Source organism: Parabacteroides sp. KHUB-03, from assembly GCF_056640975.1.
Map to the genome: position 1 here is coordinate 3,059,306 of NZ_CM153257.1, position 18,786 is coordinate 3,078,091.

Here is an 18,786-nt window from a genome sequence, read left to right on the forward strand (position 1 = left end):
TTTTATTACAACACGATTAAGTTAGCCTTAATTAACGATTATAGCTTCATGTATAAAAAAAGGATTCATATTTTTACCGCCAATAATCTTAAAATAGAATTTGATGAAACCTATCTATTTAATATTGTGCCTTTTATTTTCTGCACTCACCATGTTAACTTTAAGCGGATGTACAAAAGACAACGAAGCAAACCCAAACAAAATTTCACTGAGCGAACTGCCTTCCAAGGCTGGTTACTTCCTGCTTGATATCTTCCCCAACCAAGAACCTGTCCTGGTAGAAAAAGCAAGTAAAGAAGAAAATAATTACAGTTTCCGGGTAACCTATCCCGATGATGTTGCAATCTGCTTTGATGAAAACGGTGGGTGGAAACTAATCAATATTCCAGGCGAACAAACACCGGAAGGAATAAGTAAGCATTTTCAAGAAATGGTACACTATACAAATACTGTTTATCAAACAAACCGTATAAAAAGCATTACCCGTACCGATTATGGGCAGTTTGCCACATTAGATAACGAAAAAACAGTGGCATTCAGTGAAGAGTTCTATCTTGGAGAAGAACTAGGTCAGGAAGGATATTCTTCTCTTCCCCCAGGCATTCAATCCTTTATCAAAGAGTATTTCATAGGTGCAGGTTACAAATATGTCACAGTAGACCAGCAAGCTAATGAAACATCGGTCTATAAATACCGGATATCATTAGACAAAGGTTACAAAGCATGGTTTGATGTGGATGGCAACTGGAAATACATAACCAGCCTTTCCAATGAAACTGACAATTCGCTTCCACTTGATCTTATCAACATTTTACCGGAAAAAATTCGAAAAGAAGTGGCAAGTATAACCAAGTTGGTCACTATCTACAAAAAAAATGAAACACTGTACGAGATAGGAACCAGTCGCACCGACATCAAAACTTATACCACAGAAGTAATACCTCCTACCGACTTGCATCAAAAGGAAGTTAAAGAATTCATAGATACCTACTTCGAATCAGAAAGCAGCTACAGGCTCACCGTTCCTGCACATGTAGCAGACCCTTATTATCACGTTCGGCTCCCGAATGGTTTCGACTTCCGTTTGGACAATACATTACAATGGGACCTGATAGACGGACACGGTTATCCATTCACAACAAAACTGCTTGCACTTGTTCCCGAAAAGATTCTTACCGACAGCAGGATCAAGAAATACATCACAGCTATTCGCCGTGATGAAAACGGTTATTATATAAACCTCATCGGTAATTACTATCTCCAATATGATGCGGATGGTAACTACGACGGACAACATAGCCCTGCTCCTTACGACAAGGCATATACATACGTTCGCTATACCTATCCCAAAGATATAGGCATTCAGTATCTATCATGGGAAGGATTTGTATTCAAACTAAGCGATGGAACAAAAATAAACTTCGACAGTACGGGGAAACCGATAGAATAGCTTTACTTCCTGTTTTCATTTCTATCCAAAGAAATTACCGGGATATCTTCTTCGACCAGTTCGTTGCTAAGATGGAGAGATTGTAATATCTTTGCAGCATGGGAAAGAATAAATTAGCAAAGTTTGACGACATGGCGGGTTATCCGCATGTCTTTCAATATCCGTTTGCCACGCTTCAGGAAAAAGGATTTGACCTGAAAGGGCATTGGCATGAGCGGTTCTTCAATAATAATAATCCGATTGTACTGGAATTGGGTTGCGGCAAAGGCGAATATACGGTTGGTTTGGGCAAACTCTTCCCAAACAAAAACTTTATCGGTGTAGATATAAAAGGGGCACGTATGTGGACCGGCGCAAAGGAATCCCTGGAGGACGGAATGACAAACGTAGCTTTTCTACGCACCAGCATCGAACTGATAGCCCACTTCTTTGCCCCCGGAGAAGTAGCAGAGATATGGCTTACCTTCCCTGATCCGCAAATGAAGAAAGTAAACAAACGGCTTACTTCTACACGGTTCATGAAAATGTATCGCGAAATTCTGTCAGGCGATGGGATTGTTCACCTCAAAACGGACAGCAACTTTATGTATACCTATACCTGTGAAATGGTAAAAGCCAACCACTATCCGGTATTGTTCTCCACAGACGACCTTTACCATTCCGGTCTGGCCGACGAAATCCTTTCCATCCAGACTTATTACGAACAACAATGGCTGGATCGTGGACTGAACATCAAATATATCAAATTTGTTTGTGAAGAACGGGCGAATCTCATTGAACCGGACGTAGAAATCGAATACGATCCGTACCGCAGTTTCAACCGTAGTAAACGCAGTGCGCTGGCATCGGGAAAATGAGGAAGAAAAAAAGCAGATAAGTAGTTAAGAATAAAATACAACATAGAAGCTATGGCAATATATCCTAAACTGATTATGGACGCACTCGCCACCGTGCGTTATCCCGGAACCGGAAAGAATCTGGTGGATATGGGAATGGTGGAAGACAACATCCGCATCGAAGGCAACAAAGTGAGCTTTTCACTTTTGTTTGAAAAACCGAGCGACCCGTTTATCAAATCCGTTGTAAAAGCAGCCGAGACAGCAATCCTCACTTATGTAGATAAGGATGTAGACATCAAAGGCAACATCAAAGTTATCACCCGCCAGGTAGCACGTCCCGAACCGGACAAGCTTTTACCGCAGGTGAAGAATATCATTGCCGTTTCTTCCGGCAAAGGTGGCGTTGGTAAAAGTACGGTAGCTGCCAACTTAGCAGTAGCATTAGCCGGACTTGGCTATAAGGTAGGATTGCTGGATGCCGATATTTTCGGTCCATCACAACCTAAAATGTTTCATGTTGAAGACGCCCGCCCGGTATTGGAAGAAGTAGGTGGACGCGAGTTGATCCAGCCGGCAGAGAATTACGGTGTCAAGCTTCTTTCAATCGGTTTCTTCGTAAACAAGGAGGATGCCGTACTTTGGCGCGGTGCCATGGCAAGCAACGCTTTAAAACAATTGATTGCAGATGCAAACTGGGGAGAGTTGGACTATTTTTTAATCGACCTGCCGCCCGGAACAAGTGATATTCACCTTACAATGGTGCAAACACTGGCTATTACAGGAGCAGTCGTTGTTTCCACTCCACAGGAAGTAGCACTGGCCGATGCACGTAAAGGTATCAGTATGTTCATGGGCGAGAAGATTAATGTGCCTGTACTGGGATTGATAGAGAATATGTCATGGTTTACGCCGGCCGAACTGCCGGAAAATAAATACTACCTGTTTGGCAAAGAAGGCGGCAAACGCCTGGCCGAACAACTGAATGTTCCACTACTCGGACAAATACCTATTGTGCAAAGCATCTGCGAAGGCGGAGATAACGGCGAACCGGTAGCATTGAACCCGGATAGCATCACCGGAAACGCTTTCCGCCGGCTGGCTGAAAATATTGTTGAACAGATCAATTTCCGCAACGAAAACCTTGCCCCCACGCAGCGGGTACAGGTTACAAGGAAATAACCTCTTTTGCAGGCACTTTTCCCCGATATAAGAGGAAAAATACCCATATATAATTCCAAACACTTTGGAGTTATAACTTCAAAGACCTTGCTAGCATAACTCTAAAGAGTCCTGAGTTATAACTCTCAACACTCTGCAAGCATAACTCTAAAGAGTTTGGAAGCATAACTCTCAACACTCTGCAAGCACAACTCCAAACTCTTTGGAATGAATCAATACGTACAATCATTCCGGCGGATAAACGCCACCGTACGATGTATCTCGGTATACATTATAATATCCTCGTCTATAAAGGGGACCTCCTTACGGTACTGTTTCAAGTATTTCTCCAAAACAGGCGATGTTTTAGCCGGACGACGAAACTCGATACCTTGTGCCGCATTCATCAGTTCGATAGCCAAAATATGATCGAGGTTATCCATAACTTTGAATAGTTTCGTGGCTGCATTAGCGCCCATACTCACATGGTCTTCCTGTCCGTTACTGGAAACAATAGAGTCGCTACTGGCAGCATAACAATACATCTTATTCTGGCTCACCATACTGGCGGCGGCATATTGCGGAATCATAAACCCGGAATTCAATCCCGGATTAGCCACAAGGAATTCGGGTAAACCGCGCAATCCCATAATTAGCTGCGCCACACGACGTTCGGAAATATTACCGAGTTCGGCCAATGCTATAGCAAGGAAGTCATAAGAGATAGCAAGCGGTTGTCCGTGAAAATTGCCACCGGAAATGATCTTATCTTCCTCAGGGAAAATAGTAGGATTATCCGTCACCGAATTAATTTCGGTAAGCAGTACGCCGGAAACATATCGAATTGCATCTTTTGTTGCACCATGCACCTGCGGAATACAACGGAACGAATACGGATCTTGTACATGTTCTTTCTTCCGGCTAATCAATTCACTACCTTCCAACAACTTGCGAAAAGCCGTACCCGTCTCGATCTGCCCCTGGTGCGGACGCATCTGCTGAATACAATCCATAAAAGGATCTATCCTGCCGTCGAATGCTTCAAGGGAAAGAGCCGCAATCAAATCGGCGCGCCTGGAAACACTGAAGGCACGCATTAAGGCGAACACGCCATTTGCACTCATAAACTGCGTGCCGTTAAGTAACGCCAACCCCTCCTTGCTTTTCAGACGGACAGGCTTCCAGGCAAATTCATCCAAAACGCTGATTGCTTCACGTTTCCTTCCTTTATAATAGACATCGCCAACACCAATAAGAGGCAGGAACAAATTCGCCAACGGTGCCAGGTCGCCACTTGCCCCAAGCGATCCGCGGTCGTACACAATAGGCAGAACATCATTATTGAAGAAATCAAGAATGCGCTGTACCGTGATCACTTGCACACCGCTATGCCCCAACGACAAGGCATGCGCCTTGAGCAACATCATCAGGCGTACTATAACCGGACTTACCTCATCGCCTATGCTACAAGCATGGCTCTTCACCAGGTTCTCCTGCAACGTACTCAGTTCATCTGATGAGATATTCCTATTACATAAAGAACCAAAACCTGTCGTGATACCATAAATAGGCTCGTCTGCCTGTTGTATTTTCCGATCCAGATAATCGCGGCAACGCTGGATGCGATCCTTTACGTCGGCTGATAGTTCCAGTTTCATATTTTGCGTGAGTATCTTCTCGATCCCTTCAAACGTCAACGGCTCCGAACCCACATAATAGACATTCCCCATATCATAATACCGTTTTAACCCAATCCATCAACTTCTTTTCAATCCGGATAGCTTCCGCCTCCAGATGATCGGCTTTTTGCGTCATTCGTTTTACAAATGCCTCATCCTGTATAGACGACAGATTAATACGCACGTTCAATATGGCCCCCAACACACATGTGCGTGCCGTCATCATCGCGACACAAGCATCTGTTACCGCATTACGGTTTCCTTTATGTGCCACATAAATTATCGTTTCCATCACCGATCCCACCTCTTCGGCAACTTTCATCGGGACAAGAGCTGCCTCCTTCGTCGCGTCCTGAATAACACGGTTACGTTCCGCAACTTCGGCTTCTGTCTCCTTTGGAAGTTTAAAGGCGGCAAAAACACGGTCATACGCTTCGCTATCTTCATCGATATAACCAGTTAAACGTTCACGGATCATAGCTGCTTCTACGGCAATAGTTTTCATTTGCCCCTCCACTTCGGCATACTTCTTTTTCCCTATCGTAAGGTTAGCCACCATTTCCGTAAGAGCTGTTGCTATAGCTCCGTTCAGCGCAGAGATACTACCACCTCCGGGAACCGGAGCATTACCGGCCGTCTCTGCCAAAAATTCTTTAATTGCCAAGTCTGCTAACATAGTCTTTTAATCTTTAAGTTATTTATCTTATTCTTCTCCTTACATATCTCTGGTCAAATCTTAATTGTGATTCAAAGAAGGCACGCTTTTAAACAATATAAAGCATACCATCTTTAATAACAGTTCCCACTATATTCATTCCTACATGATAGGGAAGAAATTTATACGATGGAAACTGAAGCAATATCATATCCGCCTTTTTCCCAACATCAATACTACCAATTTTATTAGCACGGCCTACGGCAGCAGCTCCATTAATCGTCAGAGCCGTCAATGCTTCTTCGGGAGACATTTTCATCTGTATACAGGCTAAAGAAAACAGCAATGGAACAGAACATGAGAAGCAACTTCCCGGATTAAAATCGGAAGCAAGAGCCACTGCACAACCTGCATCTATCATTTTACGTGCGGGAGCATAAGGTTCGCCTAAAGAAAAGGCCGTTAACGGCAACAACGTAGCAATCGTGTTCGACTGGGCCAGGCGTTTGATTCCGGCATCAGATACATGCAACAGATGATCGGCACTTACAGCTTTCATCTTAACAGCCAGTTCGGCACCACCTAAAGAAACTATTTCATCGGCATGAAGTTTGAGTTTAAGGCGATAACTTCTGGCTGCCTTCAGCAACCGTTCACTTTGTTCAATCGAGAAAACGCCTTGTTCACAAAACACATCACAAAACACAGCACAATGCTCACTCCGAATACTGGGAAGAACCGTTTCTATTATATAATCTATATATTCGTCTGTTCTACCTTTAAATTCGGGTGGAACGGCATGCGCTCCCATAAATGTAGGAATCACATCTACCGGATGCTCTCCATCCAATTCATTCATTAACCTGAGTTGAATAAGTTCCGTAGACAAATCCAGCCCGTAACCACTTTTGCCTTCCACCGTAGTCACTCCCATATCCATCATTGTATCAAGGCGGTCATAAGCCATATCATACAAATGATCATAACGGATACGGCGCGTTGCCTGCATTGTACTTACAATGCCGCCGCCCCGCTCCATAATCGACATATAGCTGTCTCCCTTCATTCTCCAGCTAAACTCTTCCTCTCTATAACCGCCAAAAACAAAATGGGTATGGCTATCCACAAAACCGGGAAGTACAGCCCGCCCGCGAGCATCTATCTCCAGGTAATCATTAATATCCAATTGTTTCAGAACCTCTTCTGTTGTCCCTACCTGTGTAATAATACCATTTTCAATCACAACCGCACCATCTTCTATTATACCGACATCGGACATCTCGGTTCCTTTTTTAGCGGCAAAACCGGAACAGGTCACAACCTGTGAAGCGTTCCGTATCAGTATTTTTTCCCTTTCCCTGCTCATTCCATTATCCTTGACTCGAGAACCTGATCTATTGAGAAATTTTCTAATCCCAGGTAATAAGAAGCCGTATCAATTAATGCCTCCATAGGCACCAATCCGATAATTTCGCTTCCGATAACCGGTACACCATAACGGCGGGCTTCCACCCGTACCAGTTCAAAGGCACGATACAAAGCAGTATGGGTATAATCTGTCATATTTATAGATACCTGTACGATACCCCGTTCCCGCAGATCCACCCCCATTGCTTTACAATAACGGAGACCACCGCCTATAAAACGAATTTTTTTTGCTATATCGATGGCTATATCCAGTTTGTTTGTCCCTAAATTAACATTATAGGCAACCAACGGCATACGGGCACCGATAGCCACTGCTCCGGCTGTAGCATGACGTTCTACAGGACCGAAATCAGGTTTCCATTCGGGCTGTTTTATCTTTTCTGCCATTCCCTCAAATTCACCTTTACGAATAGCCGCCAGGTTCTCGCGATGCGGAGCCGAAGCCGATTTTTCATATAAAAAGACAGGCAGGTTATAACGGAACGACACCTCACGAGCCACTTCTTTCGATAAAGCAACGGCATCTTCCATTGTGCAACCTTTAATAGGAATAAACGGAACAACATCCACCGCCCCCATTCTAGGGTGCTGTCCGGCATGTTTGTTCAGGTCGATAAGTTGAACAGCACAACCAATCGCTTCAATTATAGATTTCTTCAAGGCTTCGGGTTCGCCAACCACAGTTACAACCAGACGGTTATGATCTTCATCATTACTATAATCCAACAATTTCACATCCGGTTTTGCACGAAACGATTCTACAATCTTTTCTATTTTTGCCATGTCCCTGCCCTCACTGAAGTTGGGGACACATTCCATAATTTTATTCCAGTTACTCATATCTTTTGGTTTAATGATGTATTCACTATTTCGCGTATTAAGTTATCTTGTGGAATATAAGGCATTGTTATGTGATAGCCGTCTTCATGATCTTCATTAAAAAGGGCACAAGTCGAAACAGCATGCTTATTACGCGCCCACGAACGGCGGGCTACCCCGCCCATAACATCCCAGATCATCGCAGAACGAAGTATCTCATCCACTCGCCTGCTGCCATCAAGAACCATTCCGAAGCCTCCGTTAATAGCTTTACCGATCCCTACGCCGCCGCCATTATGCAAAGCAACCAGGCTCATTCCCCGGGCTGCATTTCCCGCAAAACATTGCACAGCCATATCAGCCATTATGTTACTGCCATCATAGATATTTGATGTTTCACGGAAAGGTGAATCAGTACCACTCACATCGTGATGGTCCCGCCCCAACATGACAGGGCCAATTTCTCCTTCGCGAACCATTTCATTAAAACGCAGTGCTATTTTCAAGCGGCCTTCTGCATCCTGATACAAAATACGCGCCTGTGTACCAACCACTAATTGATTTTTCTCCGCGTCACGAATCCAATTGTAATTATCCATATCCTGGCTTCGCCGGCCAGGATCAATACATTCCATCGCAGCCTGATCTGTTTTGATTAAGTCCTCGTGTTTACCACTAAGGCATACCCAACGGAAAGGCCCGTAACCATAATCAAACAATTCAGGTCCCATGATGTCTTCTACATATGAAGGCCAGATAAAACCATCCTTTTCATCTACTCCATTCCGGGAAATTTCTTTCACACCCGAATCATAAATAGCCTTCATAAACGAGTTTCCATAATCAAAGAAATAGGAACCTCGTCTCACCAGCTTTTTAATCACCTCAAAATGACGGCGTAACGACTGGTCCACCAAAGAACGGAACTTTTCACGATCATGCGCCAACAAATAGGTACGCTCTTCAAACGTTATACCTGCCGGACAATATCCTCCGTCGTAAACGGCATGGCACGAAGTCTGGTCACTCAACAGGTCGATAGGCAACCGGTAAGTTTCGGCATATTCCAGCAGATCAACTATATTTCCATGATAAGCCACCGAAACCGGCTTATAAGACTGCAAAGCCATTCCTGCCAATAGAAAAGCTTCCTTCGGGGTTGTTGTAACATGCTCTACCCAGCCTTGCTCTTTGCGGGTTTCTATGCGCGATATATCCACTTCCGCTATAATACAGGCTGCTCCTGCTATCACTGCAGCTTTTGGCTGTGCACCGCTCATTCCTCCCAGTCCGGAAGAGACAAACATATATCCCCGTAAATCTTTGGCAGGCGGAAGATTCAGCTTCAGGCGTCCTGCATTCAATAATGTATTGAATGTACCGTGCACAATGCCTTGCGGCCCGATGTACATCCAGCCTCCGGCCGTCATCTGCCCATAATTGGCAACACCCATCTGCATGGCAATGTGCCAGTCTTTTTGGTTATCAAACATGCCAACCATCATCGCATTGGTAATAACCACACGCGGTGCATCCGGGCGGGATTTAAATAACCCCAGCGGATGGCCGGATTCAATAACCAGAGTTTGCTCTGTTGTAAGAAGTTCAAGATACTGCTTTATCAAACAATATTGCATCCAGTTCTGGCAAACCTGCCCTGTCTCGCCATAAGTAACCAACTCATACGGATACAATGCAATATCAAAACTGAGGTTATTATCAATCATTACCTGAAAGGCTTTACCTTCCAGACAATTGCCTTTATACTGATCAACGGGTTTAGCTTTCAGATCGCCTTTGGGACGGTAGCGGTAACCATAGATTCGCCCGCGGGTCAACAATTCGTCCATAAACTCGGGGGCCAACGTTGCATGCAATTCCTCCGGTATATATCGAAGCGCATTTTTCAATGCTGTTTCTGTTTGTGCAGGTGTCAAGGTATAACCACGGTCGGGTGCCCGACGAATGCCGGATACAAACGAAGGATACTCCGGCAAGCAATTACTAAGGTGAACTTTCATAATATTTTAGTTTAAAATTGCGCTTACTGTTCGTAAGGTTATATCTGTAAAAGACGGCATCAAGATAGCTATCTTCTTCGGTAACAACAAGGCTGACCTATATGTTAAGAAGCATATAAAAAGCGACAAGTTTGCACATCCGCAATTATTATATACCTTTGCAAACGGTATGGTTGCCACACGGACAACCTTAGATTGTAGAACATATTATATATTCGTGGTAAGAACTGCAACACATTACTTTGGATAGAATATATAAGAAGGTTCTGCAAACCCTTTGCGTGCAAAATGGTTATATGTGTAACTATTACACATATCCTGTTTACATAATCAGTAAAGGGGGTGTAGAGCTGACTTTATTTATCCAGGGCTGTTGCAGGCCTTTACTATGATAAAGTTCAGTTTCTGCGCCCTTTTGTTGCTTAAGGACGATTTGGATATTCATATGAAAACCAAGACAATCACCAATCTTTCTAAATTTTATTTACGCTTAATTACTATAATTATGAAAACAGTGCAAACTATGTCGTTAGAGGGTTACAAAACAATGCTGGAAAACTACCAAATTTGTTTTACCAACTTTTTCCCCCCAGGTAAAAATACGTTGCAAATCAACCTGTTGCACAATAAATGGTTTAGAGATCATATACAAAGATATTATAGACGTAGCTATAGAAGACAAAAAATACTTTATCATCAATATAAAAAACAAGATGTATGTTTATCTGCCGCTTGACAGGTCGGCTGTGTATCACGTAGAAGACATTACCCTTTCCAATAACTAAAACTGAAGATTTATAAAAGTTTCGTCTTAACTCTTCTTTTTAAATACCATACCATACTATTCAGGGAAGGTTAAGACGAGCTTTTTTACCTAATTTGCTGTCACACCCTATTTTTCACAAAGGTAATAAATCATCCCGATCATTTCCTGAAATGATCGGGATGAAAAAAACACCCTTCCGGAAGAAAATGGAATTTCTTTCGAAAGGGATTGAAACTTCTTCCGAAAGGAAGTATATTTGCGTAAAGAGAAAAAATTAGGTTATGACACAAATTAACTGCTTTATTCCATACGGCGAACCGGAAACTACCCGGCAAACTATTTCCCAATTGAGCCAGTCTGCCTTAGTAGATAAAATCTATTTATTGACAAGCGATCCGCATGCAAAAGAGATTCACCCGTGCCATAACCTACTTACTCCCGAATTATGGAGCACCGAAACAATACGTCTGATTGCCGGCTATGCCAGTACCGGTTATTCGCTGATCTATACAAAAACCGGAACTTTACAAACAAGCCTTTTCGCCCTGGAACGTTTCGTTGCTATTGCTGAAGACACCGGAGCAGGTATGGTATATTCAGACTATTACCAATTAAAGGAAGACAAACGGACACCTCATCCTGTCATCGACTACCAAAAGGGAAGTTTACGGGATGATTTTAATTTTGGCTCTCTGTTATTCTACAAAAGCGATGCGCTAAAAAATTCCGTCTCAAGCATGGCCGATACTTACCATTTTGCAGGGCTCTATGACTTGCGCCTCAAAGTATCGCAACAATACCCGTTAGTACACATCAACGAATATCTATATACCGAAGCAGAAAACGATCTCCGTAAATCGGGAGAAAAGATATTTGATTACGTAGATCCGAAAAACAGAGCCGTGCAATTGGAAATGGAAGCAGCCTGTACCGACCATCTCAAGATGATTGGTGCCTATCTGCCGCCACATTTCAAAAAGATAGACTTCGGCAAGTACGATTTCGAAACCGAAGCGTCCGTTATCATCCCGGTACGCAACCGGGTACGCACAATTGAAGATGCGATCCTTTCGGTATTAAAACAACAGACATCATTTCCATTCAACCTCATTGTTATAGACAATCATTCCACAGATGGTACAACGGAAAAGATCAGAAGTTTCGGGCACGACAAACGGTTAATCCACATCCTGCCCGGGCGAGACGACCTGGGCATAGGAGGTTGCTGGAATCTGGGTGTGCATCATCCGTTGTGCGGCAGGTTTGCCGTACAACTGGACAGCGATGATGTATATAGTGACGAAAACACCTTACAAAAAATAGTAGATGCTTTTTACGCCCAACAATGTGCAATGGTAGTAGGCACATATATGATGACCAACTTCGGGATGGAAATGATTCCGCCGGGCATCATAGACCATAAAGAATGGACACCGGAAAACGGACGCAATAATGCCCTTCGTATAAACGGTTTGGGTGCACCACGTGCTTTTTACACCCCGCTCCTCCGAAAACTAAACCTGCCCAATACCAGTTATGGGGAAGATTATGCCGTTGGATTGCGCATAAGCAGGGAATATCAGATAGGACGGATTTACGATGTCCTTTACCTTTGCCGCCGTTGGGAAGACAATTCCGACGCATCCCTCGATATTGTGAAGATGAACAGCTACAACACGTACAAAGACAAAATAAGAACCTGGGAATTAGAAGCCCGTTTACAACTTGGCAAATAATGAAACCAAACGCATGGGTCAGTTCATCGCAGGCCTCCGAACTACTGGCTAAACAATTAGCTACATGGCCGTTGGCTGAAGCCAACTATAAAGCACTGGAAAAAGCTCAGATAAAGTCTTTCGACATGGGAGGATTCACTATACGTGTACAATATAATCCTTCCCGTATCGTATCATCGGCTGCCAAAACGGATGCAACCTCCATACAAGAGCGCAAATGCTTCTTATGCCCTGATAATCTCCCGGCCGAACAAGAACGTTTGCCATTCGGCGCCAATTATCTGGTATTAAGTAATCCTTATCCCATCTTCCCGCAGCATTTCACTATTCCTTCGCGCGAACACACGCCGCAAAGTATTCTATGCCGTTTCTTGGATTTTCTGGAATTGGCCCGTCGGCTGGATGATTTCACCGTATTTTATAATGGTCCGGGATGCGGAGCTTCAGCCCCCGATCACGCCCATTTTCAGGCAGGCACCCGTTCCTTCATGCCTATGGACAACGAACTGGATGCTTACCCCATTAAATTTACCCGCCTACTCCATGAAGAAAAGGATGGCACCCTTTTCCTGTTATCCGGCTACCTGCGTAACGGCTTTATTATTAAAGCAGCGACATTAAATGCCGCCCAATCCTTATTTGGGAAAATATATAGTAATCTGGAAATCAAACCGAATGAAACAGAACCGCGTATGAATCTTTTCGCCCATTACAAAAAAGGTATCTGGACTATCATCATCATACCGCGCCGCCAGCACCGTCCGTGGCAATATAAAGCAGAAGGCGAACAGCATCTTCTGTCCAGCCCGGGGGCAGCCGATATAGGCGGACTTTTCATTACTCCTTTAAAAAAAGATTTCGATAAGATAAATGCGGATTTGCTTTGCAATGTTTTCAACCAGGTATGTTTTAACGACAAAGAAATTGAAACAATCGCTTTCAACATAGCCCAACAGACAAATAACAGGTAAAAAAAGTGGTCATCAATAATAAGTTACCTATATTTGCACCTAAATACACTCAAAATACAAACGATATAGTTAAAACATGCCGACAGACAATGCAATAAAGCTAAATCACCTGCTTTCTCCTTTTGCCTTCCTGTATGGTTTAGGAGTAAGATTAAGGAATCAATTATTCAGTTGGGGCTTGCTTCCGTCAGAACAATATCCAATACCTGTCATTTGCGTCGGCAATCTATCCGCTGGGGGTACGGGAAAAACCCCGCATACGGAATACCTTGTCCAACTACTCAGCAATCAGTACAAAGTGGCAGTGCTAAGCCGGGGATATAAACGGAAAACGTCCGGTTACATACTGGCCAGACCGGAAAGCACCAGTGCCGAAATAGGAGACGAACCATATCAGATAAAAACAAAATTTCCCAATATACTTGTAGCTGTCGATTCAAATCGTCGTCGCGGAATACAGAATCTGTTGGCCTTACCCGAAGTAGGGCGGCCTAATGTTATAATACTCGACGATGCTTTTCAGCACCGGTACATATCTCCTTCATTATCTATCGTATTAACGGATTACAACCGTTTGTATTATTACGATAAGTTATTGCCTGTAGGACGATTACGTGAACCTATTACCAGCATCCGGCGTGCCGATGTAGTTATCGTAACCAAATGCAACGAAGGATTAAAACCGATAGAATTTCGTATCATTGAAGAAGATATGAAGTTGATGGCACATCAATGGCTTTTCTTCACCGGTATCCATTATGCAGATATCAAACCGGTATTCCCCTCGGAAGCCATGCCGAAAACCAAAGACAGCATACAAAAAGAAGACGAAATATTATTACTGGCAGGCATTGCCTCACCGGTACATTTTATAAAAGAGGCAGAAAAATATTCGGATAAAGTAACTGCACTGACGTTTGCCGATCATCATTCTTTCAGAAAAAAAGATATTAAACGGATAAAAGCAGCATTCGACAAAATGACATCTACCGGTAAGTTTATCCTGGTTACCGAAAAAGATGCGGCCCGTTTGCAAAACAACCCTCATCTGCCGGAAGAATGGAAAAAAGTTTTGTATTGCCTGCCCATAACTATCGACTTTTGTACAAACAAACAGGATGTATTTAATGAGATGATAAAAAAACACATTATCACCGTTCAACGAAACAGCATATTACGTTAACAATAATATATGAGTCAGAAAACAGAAATATCTTCTTTAGGTGAGTTCGGTTTAATCCGCCACCTAACCGACAAAATCGAGTTAAAAAACGAAAGTACAATAAAAGGAGTAGGCGACGATGCCGCCGTACTAGAATACGGCGATAAACAGACACTGGTAACTACCGACCTTTTGTTGGAAGGTATCCATTTCGACCTTACCTATGTACCCCTCAAACATCTGGGTTACAAATCTGCCATTGTTAACTTCTCTGACATATATGCCATGAACGGGCAACCCAAGCAAATTACCGTTTCTATCGGCATTTCGAAACGTTTCAGCGTAGAAGATCTGGAAGAATTGTACAGTGGTATCCAACTGGCTTGCGACATTTACGGGGTAGACCTTGTTGGTGGAGATACCTCAGCCTCTATGACCGGGTTAGCCATCAGCATCACCTGTATTGGCGAAGGAGAAAAAGGAAAAGTGGTTTACCGTCACGGTGCCAAAGAAACCGACCTGATATGCGTTTCAGGCGACCTGGGAGCAGCTTATATGGGTTTGCAATTACTGGAACGTGAGAAAAACGTATTTAAAGGCCAGAAAGATTTCACGCCCGATTTTGCCGGCAAAGAATATCTTTTGGAACGTCAGTTAAAGCCAGAAGCCCGCAAAGACATCATTAAGGCGCTAGCCCAGGCGGGAATTGTACCCACTGCCATGATGGATATTTCCGATGGCCTCTCATCCGAACTGCTGCATATAGCAAAAGAAAGCAAAGTAGGCTGCCAGGTCTACGAAGACCGCATTCCAATCGATTACCAAACGGCAGCCATGGCTGAACAATTCAACATGAACCTCGTCACAGCAGCTCTAAACGGAGGAGAAGACTACGAACTGTTATTCACCGTACCGTTAACCGAACATGATAAGATTTCACAGATGAAAGGCATAAAAGTAATCGGGCACATCACCAAACCCGAGTTAGGCAATTATCTTATCGGGCGCGACGGCGGAGAAATAGAACTGAAAGCACAAGGATGGAATTCCTTAAATTAATATAGTAAAAGCGTGATGATTCCTTTCGCAAAAAGAATATTCATCACGTTTTTTTCATTTACTCTCTATATTTTTCAAAAAAAACCATCCTCCTATTGCATATATCAAAAAACTCCGTATCTTTGCACCCGTAATCAAAACAAGGTGCCATAGCTCAGTTGGTAGAGCAAAGGACTGAAAATCCTTGTGTCCCCGGTTCGATTCCTGGTGGCACCACTTTTAAAAGACTTCAAAATTAAACAGATCCCTGAAAATTAAATATTTCAGGGATTTTTGTTTTTTATTCCTGTTCTGTATCTTGTAAAGATATAAATTCCACGTCTATAGCTGTTTTGTTTCTTGAGTTATTTTGCCGGCAAAATAACAATCCTTCTCTCTTGGAAAGCAGTGTAAAAAACAGACTTTAAATATCCTAGTTATGTACTACATTTTAATTACTATATTTATACTCAAAATCAGAATACACACAAAAATGATAATTGATAATTCAAAAAACAGAATACAAGGAACAATAAGGGCCTATAATATCACAACCGTTTGGTTCGCTTGTTTTTTCATTGCATCAGCTGCAATCAATGCCCAGGAGACGGCAAAAGGAAAGACGGGAATTGTGCGTGGTGTGGTTACCGCAACGGCAGCCAAAACGCCCGTAGCAGGTGCCGAAGTCATCATACTGGGTGATACGGTTATTCGCTATACTGCGGCAGACGGAAGCTTTGAGTTCAACAAAGTAGCCGCTGGTTACCGCACACTGAACGTATCGGCAGATGAATACCTGAACTACGTCTCCGAATCTTTTGAGGTAATAGCCTCGATCCCGACTGTTATAAATGTACAACTGGATGATGTACAACTATCGGCCGTCACGGTAACGGCTGCCGCACCATTGCGTTCGACAGTAGAATCGCCCGTATCCCTACGCCGTATCGAACGGGAAGAGATAGACCTCACGCCCGGAGCCAACCGCGATATATCCAAAGTAATACAATCCATCCCCGGCGTAGTAACCGTATCGCAAAACAACCGCAACGATGTACTGGTACGAGGTGGAGGTGCGAATGAGAATAAATACTTTCTGGATGATATTGAAATTCCGGTACTAAACCACTTCTCCGTTCAAGGAGGTTCGGGCGGATACGCATCACTGGTCAACACAGACCTGCTTCGCTCGGTAAATTTTTACACAGGCGCATTCCCGGCTGCTTTATCCAACGGTTTAAGCTCAGTGATGGATATGAAAATGAAGAATGGCAATGACGATCGTTTTCATGGCAAAGTAATAGTAGGAGCTTCCGATGTAGGTGCAACTATCAACACGCCTCTGACAAAAGACGGCAAGACCACCTTTATCGGTTCCTATCGCCATAGTTACCTGCAATTTTTGTTTGATATGCTGGGACTAACCTTTCTTCCTACCTACAACGACTATCAATTCAAGATCAGTTCGCACCTGAGTGACGATGACGAAATATACGCTATCGGACTAGGTTCGTTCGATAACAACCGCCTCAACCTCGGCATAAAAGACCCCGAAGAATCGCGTCGCTACATATTAGGATACCTACCCAACAACGATCAGGTAAGCTACGTATTTGGTTTGGGTTACCGTCGCGGATTTAAAGGAGGTCAGTTTAAAACGACATTAAGCCGCGATTACCTCCGCAACGATCTGTTTAAATACACCGGCAATGACGAATCAAAAGATAAAACGCTGGACATCCGCAGTCGAGAGGGCAACTATCGTTTCCGTGCCCTTGTGGATCTTTGGAACCTGGGAGGATTCCGTTTCAGTGCTGGTATAGGAGGTGGTTATGGCTCGTATGACAACAAAGCCATGCAACGCGTTTATACAGGCAACAACTATGCCGACCATTCCACACACGGCAAGGTAGACCTGTGGCGCTACGATGCCTTTGCCACGCTGAGCCGCTATTTTCTGGACGACCGCCTGTCGGTATTATTCGGACTGAGAATGGATGGTATGAATTATTCAGGCAAAACCAGTAATCCGCTCAAGCAACTATCGCCCCGTTTGAGTATGGCGTATAAGTTTACAGACAAATGGAGTGTGAACGCCACTGTAGCCCGTTATTATCAGGAACCCACATACACCACATTGGGTTATACGCCTGCCGATGGCTCCACTCTCAACCAGAAAGACGGTCTGACCTATCAGAATGTAAACCAGTATGTAGCAGGAGTTAAATTCTCGCCCAGTGCGGAATCGTCTGTTTCTGCAGAAGGCTTTTACAAGCAATACGGGCATCTGCCTGTATCGCTTAATGATTCGCTGCCGATCTCTACAGGAGACCTTACGGACTATATTGTAGGCAATGCGCCTGCATTATCCGCAGGCAAAGGGCGCGCGTATGGTATGGAACTTTCTTACCGCCACCTGAACTTCTTCAACACGGTTGTAAACCTTTCATACACCCTTCTGCGCTCCGAAATAAACAAGATGGACGCAGAGTTGCGCCCTATAAAGAATGAGTATTGGGCATCCAGTTGGGATGTACGGCATATCCTGAATATCTCGGCCATCCACAAGTTCCCGCACAACTGGACGCTGGGAGCCAAATGGTATCTTACCGGAGGCATGCCCTACACACCTTACGACAAAGAACTGTCATCGCAAATTGATGCCTGGGACTCTCGCCGCCGTCCATACGCAAACAATGCCCTGTATAACACGGAACGCACGGCCGCCTATCATCAGCTTGACGTACGTGTAGACAAAGTATGGTACTTCAACAAATGGCGGCTCGGATTTTATGTAGACATACAGAACATATACAACTACAAATCGCGCGGACAAAACTATTTCTTCCCTCAATTCGATGCCAACAACCAAAGCCTCCCCGATCCTAACCGTCCGGGATATTACCTGATGCAAGACTTGCCCAACGATCTGGGAGGAACCATACTTCCCTCCATCGGGATAACTCTGGAGATTTAACCGGAGAAGAGAAATAATCCCTTCCCCCTGCAAACGTATCTTTGCCCCGTGAAATTTTGTTTTTATTCGAAAAAAGAACCCATAAAT

General features: G+C 43.8%; 14 protein-coding genes and 1 tRNA gene. 10 read left to right on the forward strand and 5 right to left on the reverse strand.

All coding sequences use genetic code 11. The annotated features are described in order from the left end of the window. Positions 1 to 103: 103 nt before the first annotated feature. The 3 genes from ACYIB7_RS13230 to ACYIB7_RS13240 all read left to right on the forward strand — a co-directional run bounded on the left by ACYIB7_RS13230 (position 104) and on the right by ACYIB7_RS13240 (position 3,468). Complete coding sequence (locus ACYIB7_RS13230) at positions 104 to 1,450, forward strand: PepSY-like domain-containing protein (RefSeq protein WP_480337378.1); 1,347 nt, start codon at positions 104 to 106, stop codon at positions 1,448 to 1,450. Between the two features lie 98 nt (positions 1,451 to 1,548). Next, the gene (trmB, locus tag ACYIB7_RS13235) at positions 1,549 to 2,307 is read left to right on the forward strand and encodes a tRNA (guanosine(46)-N7)-methyltransferase TrmB (RefSeq protein ID WP_103982674.1); all 759 of its coding nucleotides are present in this window, start codon (positions 1,549 to 1,551) and stop codon (positions 2,305 to 2,307) included. A gap of 51 nt (positions 2,308 to 2,358) precedes the next feature. Next, on the forward strand, positions 2,359 to 3,468 hold the full coding sequence (locus tag ACYIB7_RS13240; RefSeq protein WP_103982675.1) for an Mrp/NBP35 family ATP-binding protein: 1,110 nt from the start codon (positions 2,359 to 2,361) through the stop codon (positions 3,466 to 3,468). A 212-nt stretch (positions 3,469 to 3,680) separates the two neighbouring features. On the opposite strand, the gene hutH is transcribed toward ACYIB7_RS13240, so the two are convergent. The 5 genes from hutH to ACYIB7_RS13265 all read right to left on the reverse strand — a co-directional run bounded on the left by hutH (position 3,681) and on the right by ACYIB7_RS13265 (position 10,049). Further along, positions 3,681 to 5,177, reverse strand: a complete 1,497-nt coding sequence (gene hutH, locus ACYIB7_RS13245) for a histidine ammonia-lyase (protein WP_103982676.1) — start codon at positions 5,175 to 5,177, stop codon at positions 3,681 to 3,683. A 1-nt stretch (position 5,178) separates the two neighbouring features. Then, positions 5,179 to 5,802 carry a cyclodeaminase/cyclohydrolase family protein gene (locus ACYIB7_RS13250; protein ID WP_103982677.1) on the reverse strand — a complete coding sequence of 208 codons (624 nt, stop codon included), beginning with the start codon at positions 5,800 to 5,802 and terminating at the stop codon, positions 5,179 to 5,181. A gap of 88 nt (positions 5,803 to 5,890) precedes the next feature. After that, entirely contained in the window at positions 5,891 to 7,147 is a 1,257-nt protein-coding gene (gene hutI / locus ACYIB7_RS13255; protein ID WP_480337381.1) for an imidazolonepropionase, read from the reverse strand. Further along, positions 7,144 to 8,049, reverse strand: a complete 906-nt coding sequence (gene ftcD, locus ACYIB7_RS13260) for a glutamate formimidoyltransferase (protein WP_103982679.1) — start codon at positions 8,047 to 8,049, stop codon at positions 7,144 to 7,146. Before ftcD ends, hutI begins: the two co-directional genes overlap by 4 nt. Then, positions 8,046 to 10,049 (reverse strand): urocanate hydratase, encoded by a 2,004-nt coding sequence (locus ACYIB7_RS13265; RefSeq protein ID WP_480337383.1) that lies wholly within the window; start codon positions 10,047 to 10,049, stop codon positions 8,046 to 8,048. The genes ftcD and ACYIB7_RS13265 overlap by 4 nt, the downstream gene beginning before the upstream one ends. A gap of 505 nt (positions 10,050 to 10,554) precedes the next feature. Here ACYIB7_RS13265 and ACYIB7_RS13270 point away from each other — a divergent pair. From ACYIB7_RS13270 to ACYIB7_RS13300, 7 genes are all read left to right on the forward strand, one after another. Then, positions 10,555 to 10,785 carry a hypothetical protein gene (locus ACYIB7_RS13270; RefSeq protein ID WP_480337385.1) on the forward strand — a complete coding sequence of 77 codons (231 nt, stop codon included), beginning with the start codon at positions 10,555 to 10,557 and terminating at the stop codon, positions 10,783 to 10,785. A 311-nt stretch (positions 10,786 to 11,096) separates the two neighbouring features. After that, entirely contained in the window at positions 11,097 to 12,551 is a 1,455-nt protein-coding gene (locus ACYIB7_RS13275; RefSeq protein WP_480337387.1) for a glycosyltransferase family 2 protein, read from the forward strand. Then, the gene (locus tag ACYIB7_RS13280) at positions 12,551 to 13,522 is read left to right on the forward strand and encodes a DUF4922 domain-containing protein (protein WP_480337389.1); all 972 of its coding nucleotides are present in this window, start codon (positions 12,551 to 12,553) and stop codon (positions 13,520 to 13,522) included. The genes ACYIB7_RS13275 and ACYIB7_RS13280 overlap by 1 nt, the downstream gene beginning before the upstream one ends. 76 nt (positions 13,523 to 13,598) lie before the next feature. Continuing rightward, positions 13,599 to 14,705, forward strand: a complete 1,107-nt coding sequence (lpxK, locus tag ACYIB7_RS13285) for a tetraacyldisaccharide 4'-kinase (protein ID WP_480337391.1) — start codon at positions 13,599 to 13,601, stop codon at positions 14,703 to 14,705. Between the two features lie 9 nt (positions 14,706 to 14,714). Next, positions 14,715 to 15,743, forward strand: a complete 1,029-nt coding sequence (thiL, locus tag ACYIB7_RS13290; protein WP_099464371.1) for a thiamine-phosphate kinase — start codon at positions 14,715 to 14,717, stop codon at positions 15,741 to 15,743. 143 nt (positions 15,744 to 15,886) lie between these two features. Beyond that, a tRNA-Phe gene (locus tag ACYIB7_RS13295) sits at positions 15,887 to 15,959 on the forward strand. A 256-nt stretch (positions 15,960 to 16,215) separates the two neighbouring features. Beyond that, positions 16,216 to 18,699: a TonB-dependent receptor gene (locus ACYIB7_RS13300; RefSeq protein ID WP_480337393.1), complete on the forward strand. Its 2,484-nt coding sequence runs from the start codon at positions 16,216 to 16,218 to the stop codon at positions 18,697 to 18,699. The last annotated feature ends 87 nt before the right edge of the window (positions 18,700 to 18,786 follow it).